22 protein-coding genes are annotated in these 22,865 nt (G+C 70.2%); 12 read left to right on the top strand and 10 right to left on the bottom strand.

From position 1 onward, the window contains the following. Window positions 1-7: 7 nt before the first annotated feature. Both ABIC47_RS14720 and gabT read right to left on the bottom strand, forming a co-directional pair. Window positions 8-1,027 (bottom strand): asparaginase, encoded by a 1,020-nt coding sequence (locus tag ABIC47_RS14720; protein ID WP_354481438.1) that lies wholly within the window; start codon window positions 1,025-1,027, stop codon window positions 8-10. Then, window positions 1,024-2,385, bottom strand: coding sequence for a 4-aminobutyrate--2-oxoglutarate transaminase (gene gabT, locus ABIC47_RS14715; protein WP_354481435.1), 1,362 nt, complete (start codon window positions 2,383-2,385; stop codon window positions 1,024-1,026). Before gabT ends, ABIC47_RS14720 begins: the two co-directional genes overlap by 4 nt. A 37-nt stretch (window positions 2,386-2,422) precedes the next feature. On the opposite strand from gabT, the gene ABIC47_RS14710 reads away from it, so the two are divergent. Then, entirely contained in the window at window positions 2,423-2,896 is a 474-nt protein-coding gene (locus ABIC47_RS14710; RefSeq protein WP_018190866.1) for an OsmC family protein, read from the top strand. Between the two features lie 127 nt (window positions 2,897-3,023). Here ABIC47_RS14710 and ABIC47_RS14705 read toward each other — a convergent pair whose 3' ends face one another. Beyond that, window positions 3,024-3,260 carry a hypothetical protein gene (locus ABIC47_RS14705; protein WP_354481432.1) on the bottom strand — a complete coding sequence of 79 codons (237 nt, stop codon included), beginning with the start codon at window positions 3,258-3,260 and terminating at the stop codon, window positions 3,024-3,026. A 67-nt stretch (window positions 3,261-3,327) separates the two neighbouring features. On the opposite strand from ABIC47_RS14705, the gene ABIC47_RS14700 reads away from it, so the two are divergent. Next, the gene (locus ABIC47_RS14700; protein ID WP_354481429.1) at window positions 3,328-3,807 is read left to right on the top strand and encodes a CGNR zinc finger domain-containing protein; all 480 of its coding nucleotides are present in this window, start codon (window positions 3,328-3,330) and stop codon (window positions 3,805-3,807) included. Window positions 3,808-3,813: 6 nt separating this feature from the next. On the opposite strand, the gene ABIC47_RS14695 is transcribed toward ABIC47_RS14700, so the two are convergent. The 3 genes from ABIC47_RS14695 to ABIC47_RS14685 form a co-directional block, all read right to left on the bottom strand. Further along, window positions 3,814-4,572, bottom strand: a complete 759-nt coding sequence (locus ABIC47_RS14695; protein ID WP_018190869.1) for a lysophospholipid acyltransferase family protein — start codon at window positions 4,570-4,572, stop codon at window positions 3,814-3,816. 70 nt (window positions 4,573-4,642) lie between these two features. Next, complete coding sequence (locus tag ABIC47_RS14690) at window positions 4,643-5,500, bottom strand: LasA N-terminal domain-containing protein (protein ID WP_354481427.1); 858 nt, start codon at window positions 5,498-5,500, stop codon at window positions 4,643-4,645. Between the two features lie 10 nt (window positions 5,501-5,510). Beyond that, window positions 5,511-6,491: an FKBP-type peptidyl-prolyl cis-trans isomerase gene (locus ABIC47_RS14685; protein WP_354481424.1), complete on the bottom strand. Its 981-nt coding sequence runs from the start codon at window positions 6,489-6,491 to the stop codon at window positions 5,511-5,513. A gap of 75 nt (window positions 6,492-6,566) precedes the next feature. Between ABIC47_RS14685 and ABIC47_RS14680 the strand changes: the two genes are divergently transcribed. The 5 genes from ABIC47_RS14680 (at window position 6,567) to ispG (ending at window position 12,677) form a co-directional block, all read left to right on the top strand. Next, a complete protein-coding gene (locus tag ABIC47_RS14680) occupies window positions 6,567-7,913 on the top strand; it encodes an aminotransferase class III-fold pyridoxal phosphate-dependent enzyme (protein ID WP_018190872.1) in 1,347 nt (448 codons plus the stop codon). Window positions 7,914-8,262: 349 nt separating this feature from the next. Continuing rightward, window positions 8,263-9,354 carry a 1-deoxy-D-xylulose-5-phosphate reductoisomerase gene (locus ABIC47_RS14675; protein ID WP_354481421.1) on the top strand — a complete coding sequence of 364 codons (1,092 nt, stop codon included), beginning with the start codon at window positions 8,263-8,265 and terminating at the stop codon, window positions 9,352-9,354. Window positions 9,355-9,397: 43 nt separating this feature from the next. Next, complete coding sequence (locus tag ABIC47_RS14670) at window positions 9,398-10,084, top strand: hypothetical protein (RefSeq protein ID WP_089875641.1); 687 nt, start codon at window positions 9,398-9,400, stop codon at window positions 10,082-10,084. Between the two features lie 75 nt (window positions 10,085-10,159). Beyond that, on the top strand, window positions 10,160-11,482 hold the full coding sequence (locus ABIC47_RS14665) for a M50 family metallopeptidase (protein WP_354481706.1): 1,323 nt from the start codon (window positions 10,160-10,162) through the stop codon (window positions 11,480-11,482). Between the two features lie 61 nt (window positions 11,483-11,543). Continuing rightward, the gene (gene ispG / locus ABIC47_RS14660; protein WP_018190875.1) at window positions 11,544-12,677 is read left to right on the top strand and encodes a flavodoxin-dependent (E)-4-hydroxy-3-methylbut-2-enyl-diphosphate synthase; all 1,134 of its coding nucleotides are present in this window, start codon (window positions 11,544-11,546) and stop codon (window positions 12,675-12,677) included. 21 nt (window positions 12,678-12,698) lie between these two features. Here the strand turns inward: ispG and ABIC47_RS14655 are convergent, their stop codons facing one another. Continuing rightward, window positions 12,699-14,174: an RNB domain-containing ribonuclease gene (locus ABIC47_RS14655; protein ID WP_354481418.1), complete on the bottom strand. Its 1,476-nt coding sequence runs from the start codon at window positions 14,172-14,174 to the stop codon at window positions 12,699-12,701. A 58-nt stretch (window positions 14,175-14,232) separates the two neighbouring features. On the opposite strand from ABIC47_RS14655, the gene ABIC47_RS14650 reads away from it, so the two are divergent. Continuing rightward, complete coding sequence (locus tag ABIC47_RS14650; protein ID WP_354481415.1) at window positions 14,233-15,999, top strand: proline--tRNA ligase; 1,767 nt, start codon at window positions 14,233-14,235, stop codon at window positions 15,997-15,999. A gap of 21 nt (window positions 16,000-16,020) precedes the next feature. Here ABIC47_RS14650 and ABIC47_RS14645 read toward each other — a convergent pair whose 3' ends face one another. The 3 genes from ABIC47_RS14645 to ABIC47_RS14635 form a co-directional block, all read right to left on the bottom strand. Further along, on the bottom strand, window positions 16,021-17,106 hold the full coding sequence (locus ABIC47_RS14645; RefSeq protein ID WP_354481412.1) for an FUSC family protein: 1,086 nt from the start codon (window positions 17,104-17,106) through the stop codon (window positions 16,021-16,023). Between the two features lie 9 nt (window positions 17,107-17,115). Next, complete coding sequence (locus tag ABIC47_RS14640; protein ID WP_354481409.1) at window positions 17,116-18,207, bottom strand: winged helix DNA-binding domain-containing protein; 1,092 nt, start codon at window positions 18,205-18,207, stop codon at window positions 17,116-17,118. Between the two features lie 73 nt (window positions 18,208-18,280). After that, on the bottom strand, window positions 18,281-19,381 hold the full coding sequence (locus ABIC47_RS14635) for an App1 family protein phosphatidate phosphatase (RefSeq protein WP_018190880.1): 1,101 nt from the start codon (window positions 19,379-19,381) through the stop codon (window positions 18,281-18,283). Window positions 19,382-19,582: 201 nt separating this feature from the next. On the opposite strand from ABIC47_RS14635, the gene ABIC47_RS14630 reads away from it, so the two are divergent. From ABIC47_RS14630 to ABIC47_RS14615, 4 genes are all read left to right on the top strand, one after another. After that, window positions 19,583-20,239, top strand: coding sequence for a TetR/AcrR family transcriptional regulator (locus ABIC47_RS14630; RefSeq protein ID WP_354481406.1), 657 nt, complete (start codon window positions 19,583-19,585; stop codon window positions 20,237-20,239). 282 nt (window positions 20,240-20,521) lie between these two features. Further along, the gene (locus tag ABIC47_RS14625) at window positions 20,522-21,421 is read left to right on the top strand and encodes an ABC transporter ATP-binding protein (RefSeq protein ID WP_018190882.1); all 900 of its coding nucleotides are present in this window, start codon (window positions 20,522-20,524) and stop codon (window positions 21,419-21,421) included. Further along, entirely contained in the window at window positions 21,418-22,107 is a 690-nt protein-coding gene (locus ABIC47_RS14620; protein ID WP_354481402.1) for an ABC transporter permease, read from the top strand. Before ABIC47_RS14625 ends, ABIC47_RS14620 begins: the two co-directional genes overlap by 4 nt. After that, window positions 22,104-22,841 (top strand): ABC transporter permease, encoded by a 738-nt coding sequence (locus ABIC47_RS14615; protein ID WP_020074850.1) that lies wholly within the window; start codon window positions 22,104-22,106, stop codon window positions 22,839-22,841. Before ABIC47_RS14620 ends, ABIC47_RS14615 begins: the two co-directional genes overlap by 4 nt. Window positions 22,842-22,865: the final 24 nt, after the last annotated feature.

The following is a 22,865-nucleotide window of genomic DNA, read 5'->3' as shown; positions in this document are numbered from 1 at the left end:
GCGGGGGTCAGGCGTAGGAGGGGCGGATGGCGCCGACGGGCTCGCCACGGCCGAGGACGGCGAGGTCGAGCTTCGGTGCGACGCGGTCGACGTGGTCGTGCGAGAGCGCGCCGGCGTCGGCGAGCAGACGCAGGGCGACGATGGATGCGGCCCGCAGGCTGCCGTCGAGCACCTTCAGCGTCACGGTCGTGCCGTCGGGCGCGGCCATGACCATCACGCCCTCCGCCCCGCCCTTCGCGAAGACGCCGAGCTCGTCGATGACGACCGTGTTCGCCCGTCCCGGCCCGTCGATCGCCCAGCCGTCGGCGAGCACCGCGTTCTTCAGCAGCGCCGCGTTCCGGAACAGCGCGAACGGGGAGCCCTCCGACGCGGTCGCAATGCGCTGGATGCCGCGCGCGAGCGACAGCAGCGACATGGCGTGCACGGGCGCGCCGCATCCATCGACCCCGGTCGCGACGACCTTCTCGCCGGTGAATCGCTCGACGGTGTCGCGGATGTGCTGCTGGATGGGATGCTGCGGATCGAGGTAGCTCTCGGTCGGCCAGCCGTTCACCCGGCAGGCGAGCAGCATCGCGGCATGCTTGCCGGAGCAGTTCATGTAGAGCGGATGCTTGTGCTCCCCGGCGCGGACCAGCTCATCGCGGGCAGCCGTGTCGAGCGGCCAGTCGGCGGGGCAGCGGAGCGCGTCCTCGGTGAGCTGCGCCTGCGCGAGCAGTTTGCGCACCACGGACAGGTGCGCCGGGGTGCCCGCGTGGCTGGCGGTGGCGAGCACGGCGCTCGCACCCTCCAGCGGAACACCCGCGCCCATGACGGCGACCGCCTGGAACGGCTTCATGCTCGAGCGCGGGAAGACCGGCTTGTCGGGAGCGCCGAGGGTGCGGACGATGTCGCCCTCAGGCCCGAGCACGACCGCCGATCCGGCGTGCCGCGACTCGACGAACCCGCTGCGCTCGACGACGGCGAGCTCGACGGACTCAGCGGTGCTGAAGACCGCCGGTGACGCTCCTGCGTGCGGCTCGGCGCTCACAGCGCGGCGATGGCGTCGTCGATCACCGACACGGCGTCGGCGATGAGCTCGTCGGAGACGGCCAGGCTGGGCAGGAAGCGGAGGACGTTGCCCCAGGTCCCGGCGTTGAGGAACAGGATGCCCTGCTGCGCCGCCGCCTGGATGATCGCGTTGACGGCCTCGGGGTTGGGCTCCTTGGTCGTCTGCGCGGTGCCCGGCTTGACGAGCTCCACGGCGATCATCGCGCCGACGCCGCGGACGTCGCCGATGATGTCGTACTTCTGCTGCAGCTTCTCGAGCGCCGGCTTGAGTGCGCTCTCGATGCGGCGGCCCTCGGCGAGGAGGTCGTTGCGCTCGATCGTCTCGAAGACGGCGACGGCTGCGGCCGCGGCGACGGGGTTGCCGCCGAACGTTCCGCCGAGTCCGCCGGGCTGGGCGGAGTCCATGATCTCGGCGCGGCCGGTGACGGCGGCGAGCGGCAGACCGCCGGCGATGCCCTTCGCGCTGAGGACAAGGTCAGGGACGACGCCGAAGTGCTCGCTGGCGTAGAAGGCGCCGGTGCGCGCCATCCCGCTCTGGATCTCATCCGCGATGAAGACGACGCCGTTGGCCGTGCACCAGTCCTGCAGGGCCGAGAGGTAGCCCTCGGCCGGGACGATGAAGCCGCCCTCGCCCTGGATCGGCTCGGCGACGAGGCAGGCCAGGTCGGAGGCGCCGACGACCTTCTCGAGGTACGCGATCGTCCGCGCGGCCGCCTCGGCGCCGCTGAGACCGTCGCGGTACGGGTACGAGTTCGGCACGTGGTAGACGTCGCCGGCGAACGGGCCGAAGCCGGTCGCGTACGGCATGGCCTTGTAGTTCATGGCCATCGTGAGGTTGGTGCGGCCGTGGTAGGCGTGGTCCAGCACAGCGACGGCCCGGCGGCCGGTGAACTTGCGCGCGATCTTCACGCCGTTCTCGACGGCCTCGGCGCCCGAGTTGACCAGCACGGTCTTCTTCGCGTGGTCCCCGGGGGTGTGCTCGGCGAGGAGCTCGGCGACGCGCACGTACTCCTCGTACGGCGTGATGGTGAAGAGCGTGTGGATGACGTCCTGCAGCTGGCCTGCCGCGGCCTCCACGACCGCGGTCTCGGTGTGGCCGACGGTGGTGACCCCGATTCCGGCGCCGAAGTCGACGAACTGGTTGCCGTCCACGTCGACGAGGATGGCGCCGTTGGCGCGCGCGATGTACACGGGCAGCGCCGAGGAGACGCCGGTCGGTACGACGGCCAGGCGTCGCTGGTGCAGCTCCTGCGATTTGGGGCCGGGTACGGCCGTGACGATGCGACGTTCTTGTGGAACGGAGAAGACGGGCGCGGGGGTGCTCACGGTGTCAGTCATGGTCATCTGAGTCTAGCGGCGGTGCGAGAATCGGAGCATGAAGCTCGAGCACGCGTACGCGATCGACCTGCAGTGGACCGGCAACCGCGGGACGGGTACCAGCGGCTACAAGGACTACGGGCGCGACCATGTCGTGAGCGCCGAGGGCAAGCTCCCCATCGAGGGCTCGGCGGACCGCGTGTTCTTCGGCGACCGCGACCGCTGGAACCCGGAGGAACTGCTGCTTTCCGCCCTCGCCCAGTGCCACATGCTGAGCTACCTCGCCGAAGCGGCGGGCGCCGGCGTCGTCGTCGTGGGCTACACCGACGCCGCGACCGGGACGATGGAGCAGACGGGCAACGGCGGCGGCCACTTCACCGAGGTGACGCTGCACCCGCGCGTGACGATCGCCGATCCCGCTCAGGCGGACCTCGCGGCGTCTCTGCACCGTCCTGCCTCCGAGAAGTGCTTCATCGCCGCGAGCGTGAACTTCCCCGTCCACCACGTCCCCGAAACCCTCACCCTCGCGTAGCCCCTCTCCTGTTCACTACCCCCACCGTCGAGTCCGCGAACTTTGCACACGACACGCCGACCGAATGTGCAAAGTTCGCGGACTCGACGGTGGGGGATGAGCGGAGCGAGGGAGGGACGGGGAGGGGTCAGGCGCAGCCGAGGCGCGGAGCGGCGGTCGGCTCTGGGGCTGCCGGCACCGGGGTGGCGGACTGCTGCGGCTCGGCGGCCGCCCAGCGCTGGATCGCGGCGCGCCAGCGCTCGTCGCGCGTGAGCGGTGGCGGCTGGACGACGCCCGAGTCGCGCTGCGCCTGCAGCAGGGCCTCCTCGCGCTGGCGCTCGGCGAGGTCGGCGACGGAGATGGACCAGAAGAACAGCGGATGCATGATAACCACCTATCTGCGTTGACAGGTTACAGACTACCGTAACCCGCTATTGAGTTACAATGGTTACATGCGTACGAATGCTCCCGAGCTCGGAGCCGACCTGCTGGTCGACTTCCTCAACACGCTCGACGTGGAGGACGACGTCGACCAGCTGGCCGACGACGAGGGCCACCGCCGCTGGGCGTCCGAGCACAGCCTCGAGCCGGGGGACCGCGCGACCACCCAGCAGGCTCGGGATGCGCTCCGCGCGATCGTGGACGGCGCCGATTCCGGCACCACGCTTCCGGCTCTCGCGCTCCCCGTCGACGCCGCACCGGGTGCGGTCGGACTGAGCCCCCGCACCGCGGCGGACGCGGCCGTCGCCAGCGCGCTGGTCCTCAGCATCCAGGGCAAGCTCGGCCGTGTGAAGCTCTGCGGGGGAGAGGACTGCCGCTGGGCGTTCTACGACGCGTCCAGGAACGGCTCCCGGCAGTGGTGCAGCATGGAGGTGTGCGGCAATCGCCAGAAGGCGCGCACGTATCGCTCGAAGGAACGCGACGGCGCCTGACCGTCGCTACAGCCGCTCGGGCCGCAGCGCCCGCTTGACCCGCTCGACCGTGTTCGCGGGCGGCGCCTCGTTGTAGGCGTTGGCGAGCTCCTGCCCGGTCAGCTCGTGGATGGCCGCCATGATCGCGTCCGTCGCCTGACGTCGTGCCCGCCCGGACTCCGCCGGACCGAAGTGCGACACGTCGATGGGCGTGCCGAAGGTGACCGTGATGCGGTGCGGCTTCGGGAAGCGCGCTCCCACCGGCTGCATCTGGTCGGTGCCGATCAGCCCGACCGGGACGACGACGGCGCCCGTGGTCAAGGCCAGCCAGCCGATCCCGGTGCGGCCGCGGTACAGCCGGCCGTCGAGCGACCGGGTGCCCTCGGGGTAGAGCGCGAACGCCGCACCCGTGTCGATGATCTTGCGGGACTGGTCGAGCGCCTCCTGAGCGGCCGCACCGGCGCCGCGCTTCACGCCGACGGCGCCGATCGCGGTGAAGAAGGCGCGGGAGACCCGTCCCTTCAACCCGGTGCCCTCGAAGTAGCTGGACTTCGCCAAGAACTGCACGCGACGCGGAGCCGTCATCGGGATGACGACCGAGTCGATGAACGAGAGGTGGTTGCTGGCGAGGATCACCGGTCCCTGCTTGGGGACGTTGCGCTTGCCGATCACGCGCGGCCGGTAGACCAGCTTCAGCAGCGGCGCCATCAGGACGCGGCCGAGGAAGTACAGTGCGCCGGGCCTCTTCACCTCGGCGGCACCATCGTCGGGCTCGTCGATGCTCACCTATCGAGGTTAAGCGCGCTCGTATGCCGATGACGGCATGCTGCTCTGCGAGCGTGTCGAGCTCTCACGCTCACGGCTCGAGAGGGTTCTTCTCGGGGCAGCCGAAGCCTGCGGTGTAGACCAGGCACGCCTCGACGATGCCGGTGTACCGCACGGCCAGCGGGCTGCCGAACCATGCCGTGTAGATCCGCGAGAAGTTGAGGTTTCCGTAGGCCGCGCATGCCCCGCCGTCGCCGCCGAACGACGTCTTCAGCGTCTGCGCGTTCGGCTGGTACGGCGTGTAGTTGTACAGGTTCGCGGTGGCCTGGTTCAGGATGTTGACGCTGCCGGCGCCGCACGTCGCATCCGGGTGGTACTGGATGCGGTTGCCGCCGACCTTGTACCGCCAGTCGCCGGGGTGCACCGTGTACTCCCGGAACTGCCACGCCGCCCGGTAGACCTGGTTGAAGAACCCGAAGTAGCGGGCGTCGCACGCGGCGGTGTCGGGGCAGGCGTACCCGGTCGCCTTCTGGTAACCGGATGCGCTCGGCGCTGTGAGCAGCGACTGCTCCTTCTGCAGAAGCACGAGCAGCACGCGGGGGCTGATCGTGCAGGCCTTCGCGACCCGGGCGATGATGCTGCTGGCCCGCTCGTTCGAGCGTGCGGGCATCGCGGTGCACCGGTCCTTCGAGGCCTTCTGCGCGGGCGCATCCATCCGGAAGTCCGCGAGGCACGGCGAGTCGTCCTTCGGGCGGCAGGTGCGGTCGTCGAGGAACGACTGGATCTGTCCGGCCGTCATGGCGTCCGGGTTGTAGAAGCTGTCGTCGCTGATGATGTAGCCCGGATAGAACGGCGTCGGCGGCTCGGCGACCGCGGCCGCCGGCACGAGCGCGAGCGCCGCCGCGGCGGCGGACGCCGCGGCGATCACGCGCAGGCGGGGGAGCCGCATGGATGTCGTCCTAGCGGGAGGTCTTCAGGATGTCGACGACGAACACCATGGTGTCGGTCGCGGTGATCTCGCCGGATCCCTGCGCACCGTAGCCGTCGGCCGGCGGGACGATCGCGATGACCTGCGAACCGACCTTCTGGCCTTCGAGCGCCTTCTTGAAACCCACGACGACGCCGGTCGTCTGGAACGTGGCGGGTGCGCCACGGCTCCAGCTGGAGTCGAACATCTTGCCGTTCTTCCAGAGCACGCCCTTGTACTGCACGGTGACGGTGTCACCGGGCTGCACCGTCTCGCCGCCGCCCTGCTTGAGCACCGCGATCTTCGTCTCGGTGGGCGGGTCGGCCTTCGGGATGGTGATGTTCGGCTCGCCCGTCTTGGCGTTGAGCTTCACGGTCGGGAAGCCGGCCGTCGGGGCGACGGGCTTGCCGTCGGCGCGCGTCGGCGGGATGTCGACGACGTCGGCGACGAACACCACGCTGTCCTTGTCGGTGAGGCTGAGCTTGGAGAGGTCCGTGTTGCCGAAGGCCGCCTTCGCGGGCGAGGTCAGCACGACGCGCGATCCGACGTGCAGGCACTCGACCGCGCGGACGAGGCCGGGGACGTACGCCGTGTCGTTGACCTGGATGGTCGCCGGCGCCGTGCCGTCGAAGCCCTGCGCGGCCGTGAGCTCTTTGCCCGTGGTGCCGTTGTAGGCGGCCAGCGCGATGTCCACGCTCGACCCGCCCTTCGCCTCGGCTCCCTTGCCGGTGATCACGACGGTGCGCTCCATGTCGGTCGCCTTGAGCGGCGACGGGATGCTGACCTTCGGCGTCGCACGGTAGTCACCGGTCACCTTCACCGACTTCGACGTGTCGCCGGACTTCAGGTTCTGGCAGGCGTTCGCCGCGGGGGTCGACGACGGCGCCGGCGAGCCGGAGCTGCAGGCGGCGAGCCCGGAGACGAGCAGAGCGGCCGTGGCGGTGGCGGTCAGGGCCTTGAGAGAGGTACGCACGGTCGTCCATCCTGCCCTATCCGCCTCCGCCGTACCTGACAGCAGGTCATGGGTCCGCTGGATGCGCCACCTACGATGGAGGACATGACCCGCGAATTCTCCGTGCCCCAGTCCCGCCATCTCGTCACCGAGCTGCCCGGCCCCCGCTCGGTCGAACTGCAGCAGCGCCGGGTCGCCGCGGTGAGCCGCGGCGCGGGCACCCTCGCCAACATCTACATGGAGTCCGGGTCCGGTGCGATCCTCGTGGACGTCGACGGCAACCGGCTTATCGACCTGGGCTGCGGTATCGGCGTGACCACGATCGGCCACGCGCATCCCGCTGTCGCCGCTGCCGCCGCCGAGCAGGCCGCGAAGCTGACTCACACGCTCTTCACCGTGACGCCGTACGAGAACTACGTCGCCGTCGCCGAGAAGCTGGCCGAGATCACCCCCGGAGACTTCGAGAAGCACAGCATCCTCGTCAACTCGGGCGCGGAGGCGGTCGAGAACGCCGTGAAGATCGCCCGCAAGTACACCGGCCGTCGCGCCATCGCGACCCTCGACCACGCCTTCCACGGCCGCACCAACCTCACCATGGCGATGACGTATCGCCCCTGGCCGGAGCGTGCGGGAATGGGGCCGTTCCCCGGCGAGATCTACAGCCTCCCGATCAGCTACCCGTTCCGCGACCCCGAGGGGATGACGGGCGAGGAGGCTGCGGAGCGCACGATCGACTACATCCGCACCCACATCGGTGCGACCGAGCTGGCCGCCCTGTTCGTGGAGCCCATCCAGGGCGACGGCGGCATCATCATCCCGGCGCCGGGCTACTTCGCGCGCCTGGCCGAGTTCTGCGCCGAGAACGGGATCGTCTTCGTCGCGGACGAGATCCAGGCCGGCATCGGCCGCACCGGCACGTGGTACTCGATCGAGCACCACGGCGTCGTTCCCGACCTGGTCACGAGCGCCAAGGGCATCGCGGGCGGCTTCCCGCTGGCAGCCGTCACGGGCCGCGCCGAGATCATGGATGCGGTCCAGCCCGGCGGCATCGGCGGCACCTTCGGCGGCAACCCGGTGTCGACCGCCGCGGCCCTCGCGGTGTTCCAGGCGTTCGAGGACGAGGACCTCCTCGGCGAGGCCCGCCGCGTCGAGAAGGCGCTGTGGGCGCGGATCGGCGACTGGGCCGAGCGCTTCCCCGTCGTCGGCGAGGTGCGCGGCAAGGGTGCGATGTTCGGCATCGAGCTCGTCGTGCCCGGAACGAAGAAGCCCAACCCGGAGGCCCTCACCTCGGTGCTCGGCCACGCGACCCGCAACGGCGTGATCCCGCTCGACGCCGGCAGTTGGGACAGCGTGCTCCGTCTGCTTCCGTCGGTCGTCATCAGCGAGGAGCTCATCGACGACGCCGCGACCGTGCTCGAGGAGGCGCTCGGCCGCCTCGGCTGAGTCCGCGTCCCCGGCCGGACGTGTGGGGAGACGGGGCGGCCGGCCAGGATCGCCGAGGGAGGCGTTTCCCGGGCAATCCGGTCGCCGCTCCTCCGTTTCTCGCGTTCTCTCGGCGTGTCGCGCGTGCCTTCCTCCCTTTCGCACGCCTCCGCCGGGCTCCGCGCGCGGTATGATCCGGGAGCGCCGCTCTCGGGCGGCGGGCGGAAAGGGAGGCGGATCCGGTCGACACGCCGGTCTCGGGCGGCGAACGGAGGAGGCCGGGGCACGACCTGTCCACGTATCCTCCGTTTGTCACGGCACAGGCCGACGGCGGAATGCCCACACGCCGCCGCCGCACCGCGTGCGTACGATGTCCCTCGTGCGCAGAGTCATCATCCTCGGGTCCACCGGTTCGATCGGAACGCAGGCGCTCGACGTCGTCGCGGCCAATCCGGACCGGTTCCGTGTCGTCGGTCTGAGCGCCGGGCGCAACGCCGACGAGTTGGCGGCGCAGGCGGAGCGGTTCGGCGTCGTGGACACCGCTCTGGGCGCAGACGACTCCGAGCTGCTGGTGCGCTCGGTGGAGGCGGATGTGGTGCTCAACGGCATCACCGGATCCGTCGGGCTCGGGCCGACTCTTGCGGCGCTGGAGGTCGGCGCGATGCTGGCGCTCGCCAACAAGGAGTCGTTGATCGTCGGCGGGGGACTGGTCAAGCGCGCGGCCGCGCCCGGCCAGATCGTGCCGGTCGACTCCGAGCACTCCGCCATCGCGCAGGCGCTGCGGTCCGGCACCCGCGAGGAGGTACGGCGGCTCGTGCTCACGGCGTCCGGCGGCCCGTTCCGGGGTCGGTCGCGGGACTCGCTGAGGGATGTCACTCCGCAGCAAGCGCTCGCGCATCCCACCTGGGACATGGGTCTCGTCGTCACGACGAACTCGTCGACACTGGTCAACAAAGGCCTCGAAGTGATCGAGGCGCACCTGCTGTTCGACGTGCCCTACGACCGGATCGACGTGACGGTGCACCCGCAGTCCGTCATCCATTCGATGGTGGAGTTCGTCGACGGCTCGACGATCGCGCAGGCGTCGCCGCCCGACATGCGCCTCCCGATCTCGCTCGGCCTCGGCTGGCCCGACCGGGTGGCCGACGTCGGAGCGCCGCTCGACTGGACCATGTCGCACACCTGGACGTTCGAGCCGCTCGACGACGAAGCCTTCCCGGCCGTGTCGCTGGCGAAGCGCGTCGGCCTGCAGGGCGGGACGTATCCCGCCGTGTTCAATGCCGCGAACGAGCAGGCGGTCGCCGCGTTCCACGCCGGCGCGATCGGCTACCTCGACATCCTCGACACGGTGGAGCGGGTGGTGGATGCGCATGTGCCGTCCGGAGAGCTGACGCGCGAGTCGCTCGTCGAGGCGGAACGGTGGGCGCGCCGCAAGGCCGACCAGCTCATCGACCGGAGATAATCGTTCGACCGCACGTCGTCTCCGGGGGGAATCCATGCGCAGGGTGGCCACGCTCATCGTCAGTATCGGCGTCCTGCTGAGCACGGCGGCGTGCGCCGGAGCGCCGGGTTCCGGCTCGACCGCGACGGGCAGCCCCACCGCCTCCACCGCAGGTTCGACGGCGCCGACGGTGGAGCCGATCTCCGCCATCGTGATCCTGGCGGACGGTGTGCGGTTCCAGGCGGGAGCGACAGCGCGCGAGACGATCGCCTTCGACGCCCCCGCCGACGTGGCCCTTGCCGCATTCGCTGACGCGCTGGGACCGCAGAGCGGCTTGAAGGAACACGCGGCGACCAACCACACCCCTCCCACGACGGAGCACCAGTTCGGCGAGGGTGTGGCCGTCCTGGAACCGCACTATGAGGCGGGCGTGGAGAACGACCCGATGATCCGGCCTGTGTGGTCTGTCCGCGCCGGTACCGCGGCAATCGGCGAGGTGCGCATCGGCACGGAAGGCGGGATCGCCGTCGGCTCCCCGGTCGAGGACATCCCGGGCTGGAACGACCCCGATCGGATGGGGACGCTGACGACGAGCACTGGCACCCTGGCCGAGCTGCTGGTCGTCGCGGCGCCCGGGTCGCAGCTCGTCCCTTCCGCATCGTCGGGGGCGTACGGTGTGCTCGCCGTCGCAGACCCCTATCCCGGTCCGATCACGACCCTGATCGCGCCCTCGCAGCACGGCGGCGCCTGAACCGTCATAGCGGTCACCGAGGCGGCTCGCGGCCACTTCCAAGGCGCACGCCGCTAGCCTGAACCCGTGGATTCCGTGCTCCTGTTCGTGCTGGGCGTCGTCATCATCCTGATCGGCGTCGCTCTGTCGATCGCTCTGCACGAGATCGGCCACCTGGTTCCCGCCAAGCTGTTCGGCGTCAAGGTGACGCAGTACATGATCGGCTTCGGCAAGACGCTGTTCTCGTTCCGCCGAGGCGAGACGGAGTACGGCGTGAAGGCCATCCCGCTGGGCGGCTACATCTCGATGATCGGGATGTTCCCTCCGGGCAAGGAGGGCGGCCGTGGCCGCAATGCGACCACCGGGTTCATGCAGCAGATGGTGCAGGATGCGCGCGTCGCGAGCTCGGAGACCGTCGCCGTCGGCGAGGAGGAGCGCACCTTCTACCGCCTGCCGGTCTGGAAGCGCATCGTCATCATGTTCGGCGGTCCGTTCATGAACCTCGTGATCGGCGTCGTGCTGTTCGGCGTGCTGCTGATGGGGTTCGGCGCGCCGCAGAGCTCGACGACGCTCGCGACCGTGAGCCAATGCGTGCTGCCTGCCGGAAGCACCGCCAAGACGTGCCCGGATGACGCACCGCAGGGCCCGGCGGCCGCGGCCGGGCTCAAGCCCGGCGACACGATCGTCAGCATCGACGGCCAGAAGATCGCCAGCTGGGACCAGTCCACCGCGATCATCCGCGAGTCGGCGGGCCGCACTCTCACCGTCGTGCTCAGCCGCGACGGGGAGGAGCGCACCGTCCAGCTGACGCCTGTCGTCAACAAGGTGGCCAAGACGGATGCGAACGGCGCCGTCGTGAAGGACGCCGCCGGCGGCATCGAGACCCTGACAGTCGGGTTCGTCGGCATCGGGCCGGTGGCGAAGCTCGTGCCGCAGCCGATCACGGCCGTGCTCCCGGCGGTCGGAGCGCAGACCGGTGCCGTCTTCAACGTCTTCCTCCACCTGCCGCAGCGCATGGTCGACGTCTGGAACGCCGCCTTCGGCTCCGCCGAGCGCGATCCGAACGGCCCCATCAGTGTGGTGGGCATCGGCCGGGCGGCCGGCGAACTGACGGCCCTGGACGGCGTCCCCGTCGTCGACAAGGTCTACACGATGATCGGGATGCTGGCGTCGCTGAACATCGCCCTGTTCGTCTTCAACCTGGTACCGCTTCTGCCGCTCGACGGCGGCCACATCGCCGGGGCGCTCTGGGAGGGTCTGCGGCGCACGTTCGCGAAGATCTTCCGCCGCCGCGATCCTGGACCGGTGGACATGGCGAAGCTCATGCCGCTCACCTTCGCGGTCGTCATCGTGCTGGGCGGGATGAGCGTCCTGCTGATGTACGCGGACATCGTGAAGCCGGTCAATCTCTTCGGCTGACATCCAGCCGCCTCCCACCGTGCCGCGTAGGATTGAGCCCGTGGCAGCAATCAATCTGGGGATGCCCAAGGTCCCCGAAACCCTCGCACCCCGTCGCAAGTCCCGTCAGATCCGCGTCGGCAAAGTCCTGGTCGGCGGTGACGCCCCGATCAGCGTCCAGTCGATGACCACGACGCCGACCACGAACATCAACGCCACTCTGCAGCAGATCGCCGAGCTGACGGCATCCGGCTGCGACATCGTCCGCGTCGCGGTGCCCAGCCGCGACGACGCCGAGGCGCTGCCGATCATCGCCAAGAAGAGCCAGATCCCGGTCATCGCCGACATCCACTTCCAGCCGAACTACGTCTACGCGGCCATCGATGCCGGGTGTGCGGCCGTCCGCGTCAACCCGGGCAACATCCGCAAGTTCGACGACCAGGTGGGCGAGATCGCCCGCCGCGCGAAGGCTGCGGACGTGTCGCTCCGCATCGGTGTCAACGCCGGTTCCCTCGACCGCCGTCTGCTCGAGAAGTACGGCAAGGCGACCCCCGAAGCCCTGGTCGAATCGGCCGTCTGGGAGGCGAGCCTGTTCGAGGAGCACGACTTCCACGACTTCAAGATCTCGGTCAAGCACAACGACCCCATCGTCATGGTGAAGGCGTACCGGATGCTCGCCGAGCGGGGCGACTGGCCCCTCCACCTCGGCGTGACCGAGGCCGGCCCGGCGTTCCAGGGCACGATCAAGTCGGCGACCGCGTTCGGCATCCTGCTCGGCGAGGGCATCGGCGACACGATCCGCGTCTCGCTGTCCGCGCCTCCCGCCGAAGAGGTCAAGGTGGGCCTGCAGATCCTGCAGTCGCTCAACCTCCGTGAGCGGAAGCTCGAGATCGTGTCGTGCCCCAGCTGCGGTCGCGCCCAGGTCGACGTCTACTCGCTCGCCGACAGCGTCACCGAGGGTCTGCAGGGCATGAGCGTTCCGCTCCGCGTCGCCGTCATGGGCTGCGTCGTGAACGGTCCGGGCGAGGCCCGCGAGGCCGACCTCGGCGTCGCCAGCGGCAACGGCAAGGGCCAGATCTTCGTCAAGGGCGAGGTCATCAAGACCGTCCCCGAGTCGGAGATCGTTGCGACGCTCATCGCCGAGGCCAACCGTCTCGCCGACGAGATGGAGGACCGCCCGTCGGGCGAGCCCACCGTCAGCGTCGGCGCGCACTGATCTCGGCCGGCCGGCTACCCGTCACCCGGCGGCCGTCGCGTCCGGCTGCTCAGCACCCGGCTGCGCAGCGCCCACCGGCTCGAAGTGGATGCGGCCACTCGGGATGTCGGCGGCCGTCACCCGCAGACGCACGCGGTCGCCGGGCTGGACGCCGTCCCAGCGCGGGACGGACGCCGTGACGGCCGGATCGTCGAGCTGCACCAGCACGGTGCCGTTGCGAACGGCGAGCACCGTGGTCTCCAGCACCGCTCCGATGCGCGAGCTGAGGAGCGCAGCCTCCACCCGGTCCACGGCACCGGCGTCCAGCTGCGCGGCCAGCCGGTTCGATGCACCCATGATCGACGGCAGCTCACCGAGCGACGCCCGCGCCCAGTCGGGCACCGGTCGCCCGGCGCAGAGCGCCTCGCAGACGACGAGGCCCCAGCGGTCGACGAGCCGGCGGAGCGGCGCCGTGACGTGGGCATACGGGGCAGCGATGGCCGACTGCTGCGGGTCGGCGGGCGGCTCGCCGTCGAGGACGACGTAGCCCGCCCCGCGGAACAGGGCCGTCGCAGCCTGGAGCACGGCGGCCGCGTGCGGCTGCGCGCGGTCGAGCGAGCGCAGGTACTCGCCGTACGGAATGCCCTCCGCCCACGGCAGCCCGAGGGCGATCGTCTGGGCACGGAACGCGGCGAACGCCTCGGGTGACGGCGCGGGCATCGTGCGCAGGATGCCGACCCGTCCCTCCAGCATCAGTGCAGCGGCCGCCATCCCGGTCAGCAGGGAGAGCTGGGCGTTCCACTCCTCGACCGGGAGCGTGGCGCGCCGTTGGAGGGTGTAGGCGCCGTCGCGGAAGACGATCTCCTCGTCCGGCGTGTTCAGGCTCGCGCCGCCGCGCTCACGCTCGCAGGCGATCCGGAGCGGCCCCACCACGCTCAGCAGTGCCAGCTCCTCCGGTGCCGAGCCGTCGTCGATCGCGGCCTGCGCCTCCTCGTAGCTCCACTGGCGACGGGATCGGATGCGGGCGCGCGACACGTGCGCCGAGGTCTGATGGCCGGTCGCGTCGAGCGCGATGTCCCAGACGTACGCCCCCCGGACCACATCGGGGAGTAGCGAGCCGGCATCCTCGCCGATCGCCGCCGGGTGCAGCGGCACCCGGCCGTCCGGTGCGTACAGGGTCTGCCCGCGGCGGCGGGCCTCCGCATCCACGGCGCCTTCCGGGCGCACCAGGGCCGGCACGTCCGCGATCGCATAGAGCACGCGGAAGCCGTCGGCGGTGCGGGCGAGGTGGAGCGCCTGATCGAGGTCGGTGGATCCGGCGGGGTCGATGGTGAGGAACGGCACGTCGGTGAGATCCGCCTCAGGGAGGGGATGCGCGGCGGCGACCGAGCGCGCCTCCGCCTCGACCGGCTCGGGGAAGCCGTCCGGGAGCCCGAGCTCGTGGCGGAAAGCCGCGAGCGAGGCGGCGAGGGGAGCGGCGGAGGCGGAATCGACGACGCGGGTCCGGCGGTCGGGCATGCCCCCACCGTAGTCTCCACGCGCGTGCGGGCTGTCGCGTGCCCTCTAACATGGAACGGTGCCTACACGCTTGAGCAACTACTTCCTCCGCACCCTCCGTGAAGACCCCTCCGACGCCGAGGTCACCAGTCACCGCCTGCTGGTCCGCGCCGGATACATCCGCCGCCAGGCGCCGGGGATCTTCGCGTGGCTGCCGCTGGGCTTGCGCGTGAAGGAGAAGATCGAGCGGATCATCCGCGAGGAGATGGCGGCCGCCGGGGCTCACGAGGTGCACTTCCCCGCGCTGCTGCCTCGCGAGCCCTACGAGGCCACCGGTCGCTGGGAGGAGTACGGCGACGGCATCTTCCGGCTCCAAGACCGGAAGGGCGCCGACTACCTGCTGGCTCCGACCCACGAGGAGGTCTTCACCCTGCTGGTGAAGGACCTCTACTCGTCGTACAAGGACCTCCCGCTCACGATCTTCCAGATCCAGGACAAGTACCGCGACGAGGCACGTCCGCGGGCCGGACTCCTGCGCGGGCGCGAGTTCACGATGAAGGACGCCTACTCGTTCGACTACACCGACGCCGGCCTCGACTCGAGCTACATGGCGCAGCGCGACGCCTACGAGCGCATCTTCACGCGTCTCGGTCTCTCGTACGTGATCGTCCAGGCGGATGCCGGGGCGATGGGAGGGTCGCGGTCAGAGGAGTTCCTCCACCCGACCGTTGTCGGAGAAGACACGTTCGTTCGGTCGCCCGGGGGCTATGCGGCGAACGTCGAGGCGTTCACGACGCTCGCGCCGCCCACGCGCTCCTACGAGAAGCTGACGCCCCAGGAGGTGCTGGACACCCCCGGAACGCCGACCATCCAGTCGCTTGTCGAGCTTGCCAACGAGAAGCACCCGCGGCCCGACGGCCGCTCGTGGACGGCTGCAGACACGCTGAAGAACGTCGTGCTCGCGCTGACGCACCTCGACGGCACGCGCGACCTGGTGATCGTCGGGCTGCCCGGCGACCGCGAGGTCGACATGAAGCGCGCAGAGGTGGCCTTCGCGCCCGCCGAGGTCGAGGCCGCGACGGACGAGGACTTCGCCAAGCATCCCGGCCTCGTGAAGGGGTACATCGGACCCTGGTCTGCCGAAGGCCCCGTCCTGGGCGAGGAGTCCGCGACCGGCATCCGCTACGTCGTCGACCCGCGCGTGGTCGACGGCTCCGGCTGGATCACGGGCGCGAACATCGAGGGCAAGCACGTCTTCGGACTCGTCGCCGGCCGCGACTTCGGCTGGGACGGCGTGGTCGAGGCCGCCGAGGTCAAGGCGGGCGATCCGGCGCCCGACGGCTCCGGACCCGTCGAGCTGGCCCGCGGCATGGAGATCGGCCACGTCTTCCAGCTCGGCCGCAAGTACGCGGAAGCCCTCGGGCTGAAGGTGCTCGACGAGAACGGCAAGCTGGTCACCGTGACCATGGGGTCCTACGGCATCGGCGTGACGCGCATCCTCGCGATCATCGCGGAGGAGAACAACGACGACCGCGGCCTGGTGTGGCCCGAGTCGGTCTCTCCGTTCGACGTGCACGTCGTGGCGGCCGGACGTGAGCAGGTCGCCTACGACGTGGCGGAGGAGGTCGTCGCCCAGCTGGAGGACGCCCGCCTCGACGTGCTCTACGACGACCGGCCGAAGGTCTCGCCCGGTGTGAAGTTCGGCGACGCCGAGCTGATCGGCATCCCGCGCGTTCTCGTCGTCGGCCGCGGCGCCGCCGAGGGCGAGGTCGAGTTGTGGGACCGCCGCTCGGGCGACCGCCGGACGCTGTCCATCGCGGAAGCCGTGGCGGAGCTCACGGCGTAGCGGACGAGGGAGCTCAGCCGGTCACGCGTCGTCGCCGGCGATCTCCACGTGGATGCGGCGGAGATCCTCCACCAGGGAGCCGATCAGCACCCAGTGGCGCGGGTCGGGCGTCGCGACCGTGAGAGGCGCGGTGAGCACCGGGATGCCGGCCGTCGCGGTCCCGGGCTCGACGATCGGTTCGTCGGGGTCGCGCGCCAGCAGCCGGAGGTCGTGGGCAGCGCGATCGAGCTCGTCGGCGATCGCGTGGATGGTCGGCTCGCCCGCGAGGCTGTCGTCGTAGTGGTCGTGGTAGGCCCGCGTCATCCCGAGCGTGCGGTTGATCAACGGACGTAACCGGTCGAAGAGCTCCTGGTCGTGCTGCAGGAAGACCCGGTGCTTGCGTTGCCGCGGATTCAGCGACAGGCTCTCGTCTGCTGCGGTCAACGCCGACTGCGCCTTGGTCTCCATCGGGCGGAGCAGCCGCGCCTCGATGAGGAGCGCATCCAGCTCGCCACGGGTGTGCGTCGTGGTCAGGGCGTCCGCCAGGCGCTCGAGAGTCGAGGCGGTCTCGCGCCCGAGCGCGATCACGGCCTGACGTGCGGGAGCCGTCAGCACCGGCGGCACGATGGCCACATTGACGACGACGCCGATGACCGCGCCGATCACCGTCTCCACGATCCGGGCGAGCGCGTACTCCGGGTCGGATGCGCCGATCGCCAGCACCAGCATCGCCGTGATCGGCACCTGGTTCGCGGTTCCGGGCGTCAGCCGCAGCGCCCAGGCGAGGAGGACCGACACGACGACCGCGAGCAGCACGATCCAGCTGTTCGTCCCGAAGGCGAGACCGATCAGGTAGGCGATCACGACGCCGACGATCACGCCGATCGAGCGCTCGATCGCGCGCCCGACGGACTGATTGACGCTCGGCTGCACGACCAGCAGCGCCGCGATCGTCGCGAAGATCGGCAGTTCGCCGTGCACGAAGATGCTCGCCACCGCCCAGGCGAGGATCATGGCGACGGCGGTCTTCACCACCTGCAGGAACGGCGCGCGGGTCGAGGTGCGGATGGTGGCGGGGAGGGCGATCCCCGCCGGGAGCCGGCTTCCGGACGATCTGGTGCGTGCCACCCCTCAACGCTACCCGGCGGCGTACGCCGTGTAGGCGCGCACCGACCGCTGCAGCTGCGCCTCCCGAGCGGTGCTCAGCGGGGCGAACGGCAGGGGCGTGACGTGCCCGCCGTCGCGGCGCCAGGTTCCGACGACCCGGCCTCCGGCCACGATGATCGGCTGGAAGATGCCGTTGTTGCCCGGGACGATCAGCTCCCAGTGCCCTTCGTCGAGGATCGGAGAGCGATCCTGGTATCCGAGCAGGTACTCGTCGAACCCGGGCAGCAGGTGCACCGCGTCCTTCTCGCCGCGGGTCGGGGGAGTGGATGCGGCACGGTCGGCCAGCTCGGCGGTCAGCAGGTACTCCACACCGTCGACCTCGAGGGTCGTCAGCGCGTCCCCGAGCACCGCACGCGCCGTCTTCGCGCCCGCGACCGTCCCCTTCGTCCACCACACGAAGTCCTTCACCGTCGCCGGACCGTGCCCGTGCAGGTAGCGGAGGAGGAACTGCGCGACCGCCTCGTCCGGTTCGAGGGCCGGTGGTGCGGGCGCCCACTCGTCGAGGAGCACCAGCGCCTGCGTCGGGTTGCCATTGCCCGACCGGACGACGGGACCCCAGCACAGCAGCCCGGTCTGGGCGAGGTAGTAGATCAGGTGGTAGCCGCGCTGGCCCGTGGTGGCTATGCCTGCGTCCTCCCACAGCTGCATCACCTCGGCGCGGCCGATGCTCCCGCCGCCGGTGAGCGCCGCCGTGACGATGTCGGCGGCGCGCGCGAAGTCGGCTGCGGTGAGTTCGAGCTGCTGCTGACGCCGCGCAAGACCGGCGACGATGCGGTCGGTGGTGACCGACAGCATCCAGCGCAGGTCCTCCGGCGGGACGAAGTGCAGGGTTCCGCGCATCGGCCACGACCGGATGATGCGGCCGGCATCGAGCGCCGCCAGCACATCGCTCTGCTGAGCGCCCGTGGTGCGCAGTGCGAGCGCCCAGCAGCCCGCGGCGAAGTCCTGACCCTGCAGGGCCAGCATGCGCCGCGCGACCGAGGTCACGTCGGGCTCCCGCGGACCGTCGATCGCCTGGGCGAGCCGGCGGAGGCGGAGCAGATCGGAGCGGCGGGCGGGCATGGGAGTCAGCTTGCCAGGGACCGCCGACACGCGCATCCCGCGCGAGGCGAGGCGCGGTGGGCGCTCCGGGCGGCTAGCGGAGCAGGCCGAGCTCGGTCAGCTGTTCGCTGAGACCGGCGCCGTCCGGCGAGTACACCCACGGCGTCCCGGACAGCTCCGCGTGCTTGTCGGCCTTCGACCGGCCACCCGCGAGCACCGCCTCGCCACTGGACAGCTGGCGGATGGCCACGGCGGCGACGTTCTCCGGATGCTCCGTGGTGAATTCGCCATAGAGGTCCTCGTCGTGCTGGCCGTCGTCGCCGATGAGCAGCCACTTGAGCCCGGGGAACTCTTCGGCAAGACGGGCGAGGCTCGTGCGCTTGTGCTCGCGCCCGCTGCGGAACCAGCGGTCGTGCGTCGGGCCCCAATCCGTCAGCAGCAGCGGACCGGCGGGGAAGAGGTTGCGGTTCAGGAACCGGGTGAGCGTCGGCGCGACGTTCCAGGCACCCGTCGAGAGGTAGATCACGGGTGCGCCCGGATGGGATGCGGCCAGCCGCTCGAGGAGGACCGCCATGCCCGGCGTGGGCACACGCGCGTGCTCATCCAGCACGAACGTGTTCCAGGCCGCGAGCAGCGGGCGGGGGAGCGCCGTGACCATCACCGTGTCGTCGACATCGGAGATGATGCCGAAGGTCGCCTTAGGGTCGACGATGAACACCGGGGCCTCGAACACCCGTGCCGACTCCGAGGTCGAGAGCTTGATCGTGTGCCAGCCGGGCGCGAGCTGAACCGGGACGACCGTGTCGATGACGCCGCCACGGTCGGTGACGACCTCGTGCCGGTCGCCCTCGATCTCGACCGTCACCGTCGTCTCCGCCAGCGGGACGCTGATGAACGAGCGCCAGCCGCGCACCGACTCCTCGCGCTTGCGGTGCAGACGCTCGGCGCGACTTCCTGGCCGCGGGTCTTTCGCGAGCACCACGCGGCCCAGGATGCGCACCCAGCTCGGCGAGCCGTATCCGGTGTACGGGACGATCGTCGCGAGGAATCCGCGCTTGCGGGCGCGGCGCGCACGGAACTCGTGGAACGCGTCCTCGATGCGCGCGGCGCGGTGCATGATGGGCTCGACCGCTGCGCTACGACGGACGACGGAGTCGCCGGAGACGTGCTCGGGGCGCGATTCGGGGGAGGGCATCTGAGTCATTTTCTCATGGAGTGAACGTGCACACGAATGCATCCCCCAGATCTGGGGGACATTTCTGCGGCGCGTCGAAGGGTATTCCCCAGCGGAAGTGAGGTTTCCCCGAATATGATCCCGTTAGTGCGACGGTGATCCCGTCGCCGGGCTGGGGACCCGCACCACCACCTTGTTCGAGAGAAAGAAGGAGCCGCCCTCGTGCCCATCAACGATCTGGTCGCCGGTCAGAACACCGTCGGAGCGCCGCTCGTGCGCACGGAACCGATCCAGGAGCGCAGCGCAGCGCGCATCGACGCCCTCCTGGACGCCGCCGCCCAAGTGGTCGACGAGATCGGCTTCGATCGGCTCACCACCGCGATGGTGGCCGAACGAGCCGGTGCCTCCATCGGGACCGTGTACCGGTATTTCCCGGACCGCATCGTGCTGTTGCAGGCGCTGCGCGACCGCGCGCTGCTGCGGTACCGCCGCTCGGTCGTCGAGGCGATCGACGCCCAGTCGCCCGAGCACTGGTGGAACGCCGTGGAGTGCGCGATCGACGCGTTCGTCGACATGTTCCGCACCGAGAGCGGCTTCCGCATCATCCGCTTCTCGGGCGCCGAGCGCGCGGGTGCCGGCGAGGAGGACGTCGCTCAGGACACCGGCTTCGCCAATCAGTTCGCGCAGATCCTCGCGGACGAGTACGGGCTCCCGGCCGGAGAGGATCTGGCCTTCCGCCTCCAGGTCGTCGTCGAGATCATGGACTCCCTGATCACGCGCGCTTTCGTGGAGGACCCGAACGGCGACGAGCGCTACATCGCCGAGGCGAGGACGGTCGCCCGCGAGTACCTGGAGCGCCGGTTCGGCCCCGAGTCCTGACTCGGTGACCCGTTCGCCGGATTCTCTTCCGGCGGGAATGTCGGTGGTCGGTGGCAAGTTGCCATCCACACGGGCGCGCGTTCCGAACAAGGAGCGCACGTGCCGAACGGCCGTGACACCGACAGAAGGGGGGCCGGCAGTGCGACCGACCCTGAATGCCACAATTCGACGCATTCCATTGCGCAAACGGCCGGACGCTGTTTGGCTGGGTGAGATGGCCGCATCAGCTTCCGCATCCCGCGACACCGATATCGCAGCGACCCCGGCGACGGGAGCGCGCTCGTGATCGAGTTCCGCGATGTCACGAAGCGCTTCCCGGACGGGACGCTGGCCGTCGATGACTTCTCCCTGGTGATCCCATCGCGCAAGATCACGGTGCTCGTCGGGTCGTCCGGCAGCGGCAAGACGACGATCCTCCGCATGATCAACCGGATGGTCGATCCGACCTCCGGGCAGATCGAGATCGACGGCGAGGATGTGCTGTCGCTCAAGCCCGTCGCCCTGCGCCGCTCGATCGGCTACGTGATGCAGAACTCGGGGCTGCTGCCGCACCGCAAGGTCGTCGACAACATCGCCACCGTCCCGCTGCTCAAAGGCGTGAAGAAGAAGGATGCGCGGGAGCGTGCACTCGAACTGATGGACACCGTGGGGCTCGAGCGCTCGCTCGCCGATCGGTACCCGAGCCAGTTGTCGGGCGGCCAGCAGCAGCGTGTGGGCGTCGCCCGCGGGCTCGCGGTCGACCCGAACATCCTGCTGATGGACGAGCCGTTCGGCGCCGTCGACCCGATCGTCCGCGACGATCTGCAGAACGAGCTGCTCCGCTTGCAGCGCGATCTCGACAAGACGGTCGTGTTCGTCACGCACGACATCGACGAGGCCTTCAAACTCGGCGACCAGGTCGTCATCTTCCGGAAGGGCGGCATCGTCGCGCAGAAGGGCACGCCCGCCGAGATCCTGGCCGACCCGGCCGACGAGTTCGTCGCGTCCTTCGTCGGCGCCGACCGCGGACGACGGGCACTCCACGTCGAGGAGACGCCGACCGGTTCGGTGCTCGTCGACAGCGACGGCCGCGCCGCGGGCGTCCTTTCCGGCTCGCCGCGTGGCGCAGCCGCTCCCTCCGAGGCAAAGGCCGCGACCGTCTCGGTCGCGGGTGCTCCGGCGCAGGGTGAGGACGCGTCGTGAGTTTCTTGTGGTCGAATCTCGGCCAGGTCTGGAATCTCACGGTCACCCACGTGTGGCTCGCCGCTCTCCCGATCATCATCGGGTTCGTGGTGTCGCTACCCATCGGGTGGGTCGCGAACCGCTATCGCTGGAGCCGCGGTGTGCTGCTGACGATCGGCGGCATCCTCTACACGATCCCGTCGCTGCCCCTGTTCTTCGCGATGCCCGCCCTGATCGGCACGCAGATCCTTTCGCCGCTCAACGTCGTGGTGGCGCTGAGCATCTACGCGCTCGCGCTGATGGTCCGCACGACAGCGGACGCACTGGGCTCCGTTCCCGGTGACGTGCTGCAGTCGGCGACCGCCGTCGGGTTCTCGGCCTGGCGCCGCTTCTGGTCCGTCGAGCTCCCGCTGGCCGGACCGGTTCTTCTCGCGGGCCTCCGGGTGGTGTCGGTCAGCACGGTCAGCCTCGTGAGCGTCGGAGCGCTTCTGGGCGTCCCGAACCTCGGCTACCTGTTCACGGACGGCCTCAACCGGTCGTACACCGAGGAGGTCCTGGTCGGCATCATCCTCATCATGGTGGTGGCGCTCGTCTTCGACCTGATCCTCGTGGGTCTCGGGCGCGTGCTGCTGCCCTGGACGCGATCCAACCGGCGAGCCGGCCGCCTCAGCAGGCGCGCGGCGATGAGGGCGGTGACCGGCGTATGACCGACATCCTGGCCGCCTTCGGGTGGATCGGCGACCCGACCAACTGGTCCGGGCCGAGCGGCATCCCCGCGCGTCTGGGCGAGCACATCGCCTACTCGCTGCTGACGCTGCTGCTCGCTGCGATCATCGCCCTGCCGATCGGTTTCGCGATCGGTCACTCCGGTCGCTTCCGCGGGCTCGCGGTCGGCGTGTCCGGGGCGTTGCGTGCGCTGCCGACACTGGGCCTCGTCATCTACCTGGCGCTGCTCACGACCAACCTGACCATCGTCCCGCCGCTGATCGCGCTCACCATCCTCGCGATCCCGCCGATCCTGGCCGGCGCGTACTCCGGCCTCGAGTCGGTGGACCGCGCTCCGATCGACGCTGCTCGCGCGATCGGGATGACCGGCTGGCAGGTGTTCACGAAGGTCGAGCTGCCGCTGTCGCTGCCGCTCGTGATCGGCGGCATCCGTTCGGGCGGCCTGCAGGTGATCGCCACCTGGACCGTCGCGGCCATCCTGCCGGTCGGCGGCCTCGGCCGATTCCTGTTCGACGGCATCGCCGTCCAGAACTACCCGGAGATCCTGGGCGGCTCCATCATCGTGGTCGCCCTCGCCCTCGTCGCGGACGGGCTGTTCGCCATCGTCCAGCGCCTCGTCGTGCCCCGCGGTGTCACCGCCGGACGCGTCCGCGACAGCGCGGAAGGCGGCCGCTCGGCCGCCCGCCCGGTGCCGGAAGGCGCCCCCACGACCTGACCTGTCCTGTCCAACCCAGCACAC

Origin of the sequence: Leifsonia sp. 563 (genome assembly GCF_040545055.1) — a bacterium.
GTDB lineage: Bacteria > Actinomycetota > Actinomycetes > Actinomycetales > Microbacteriaceae > Leifsonia.
The sequence above is the reverse complement of the archived record's forward strand: the minus strand, read 5'-3'. Positions and strand labels throughout refer to the sequence as shown.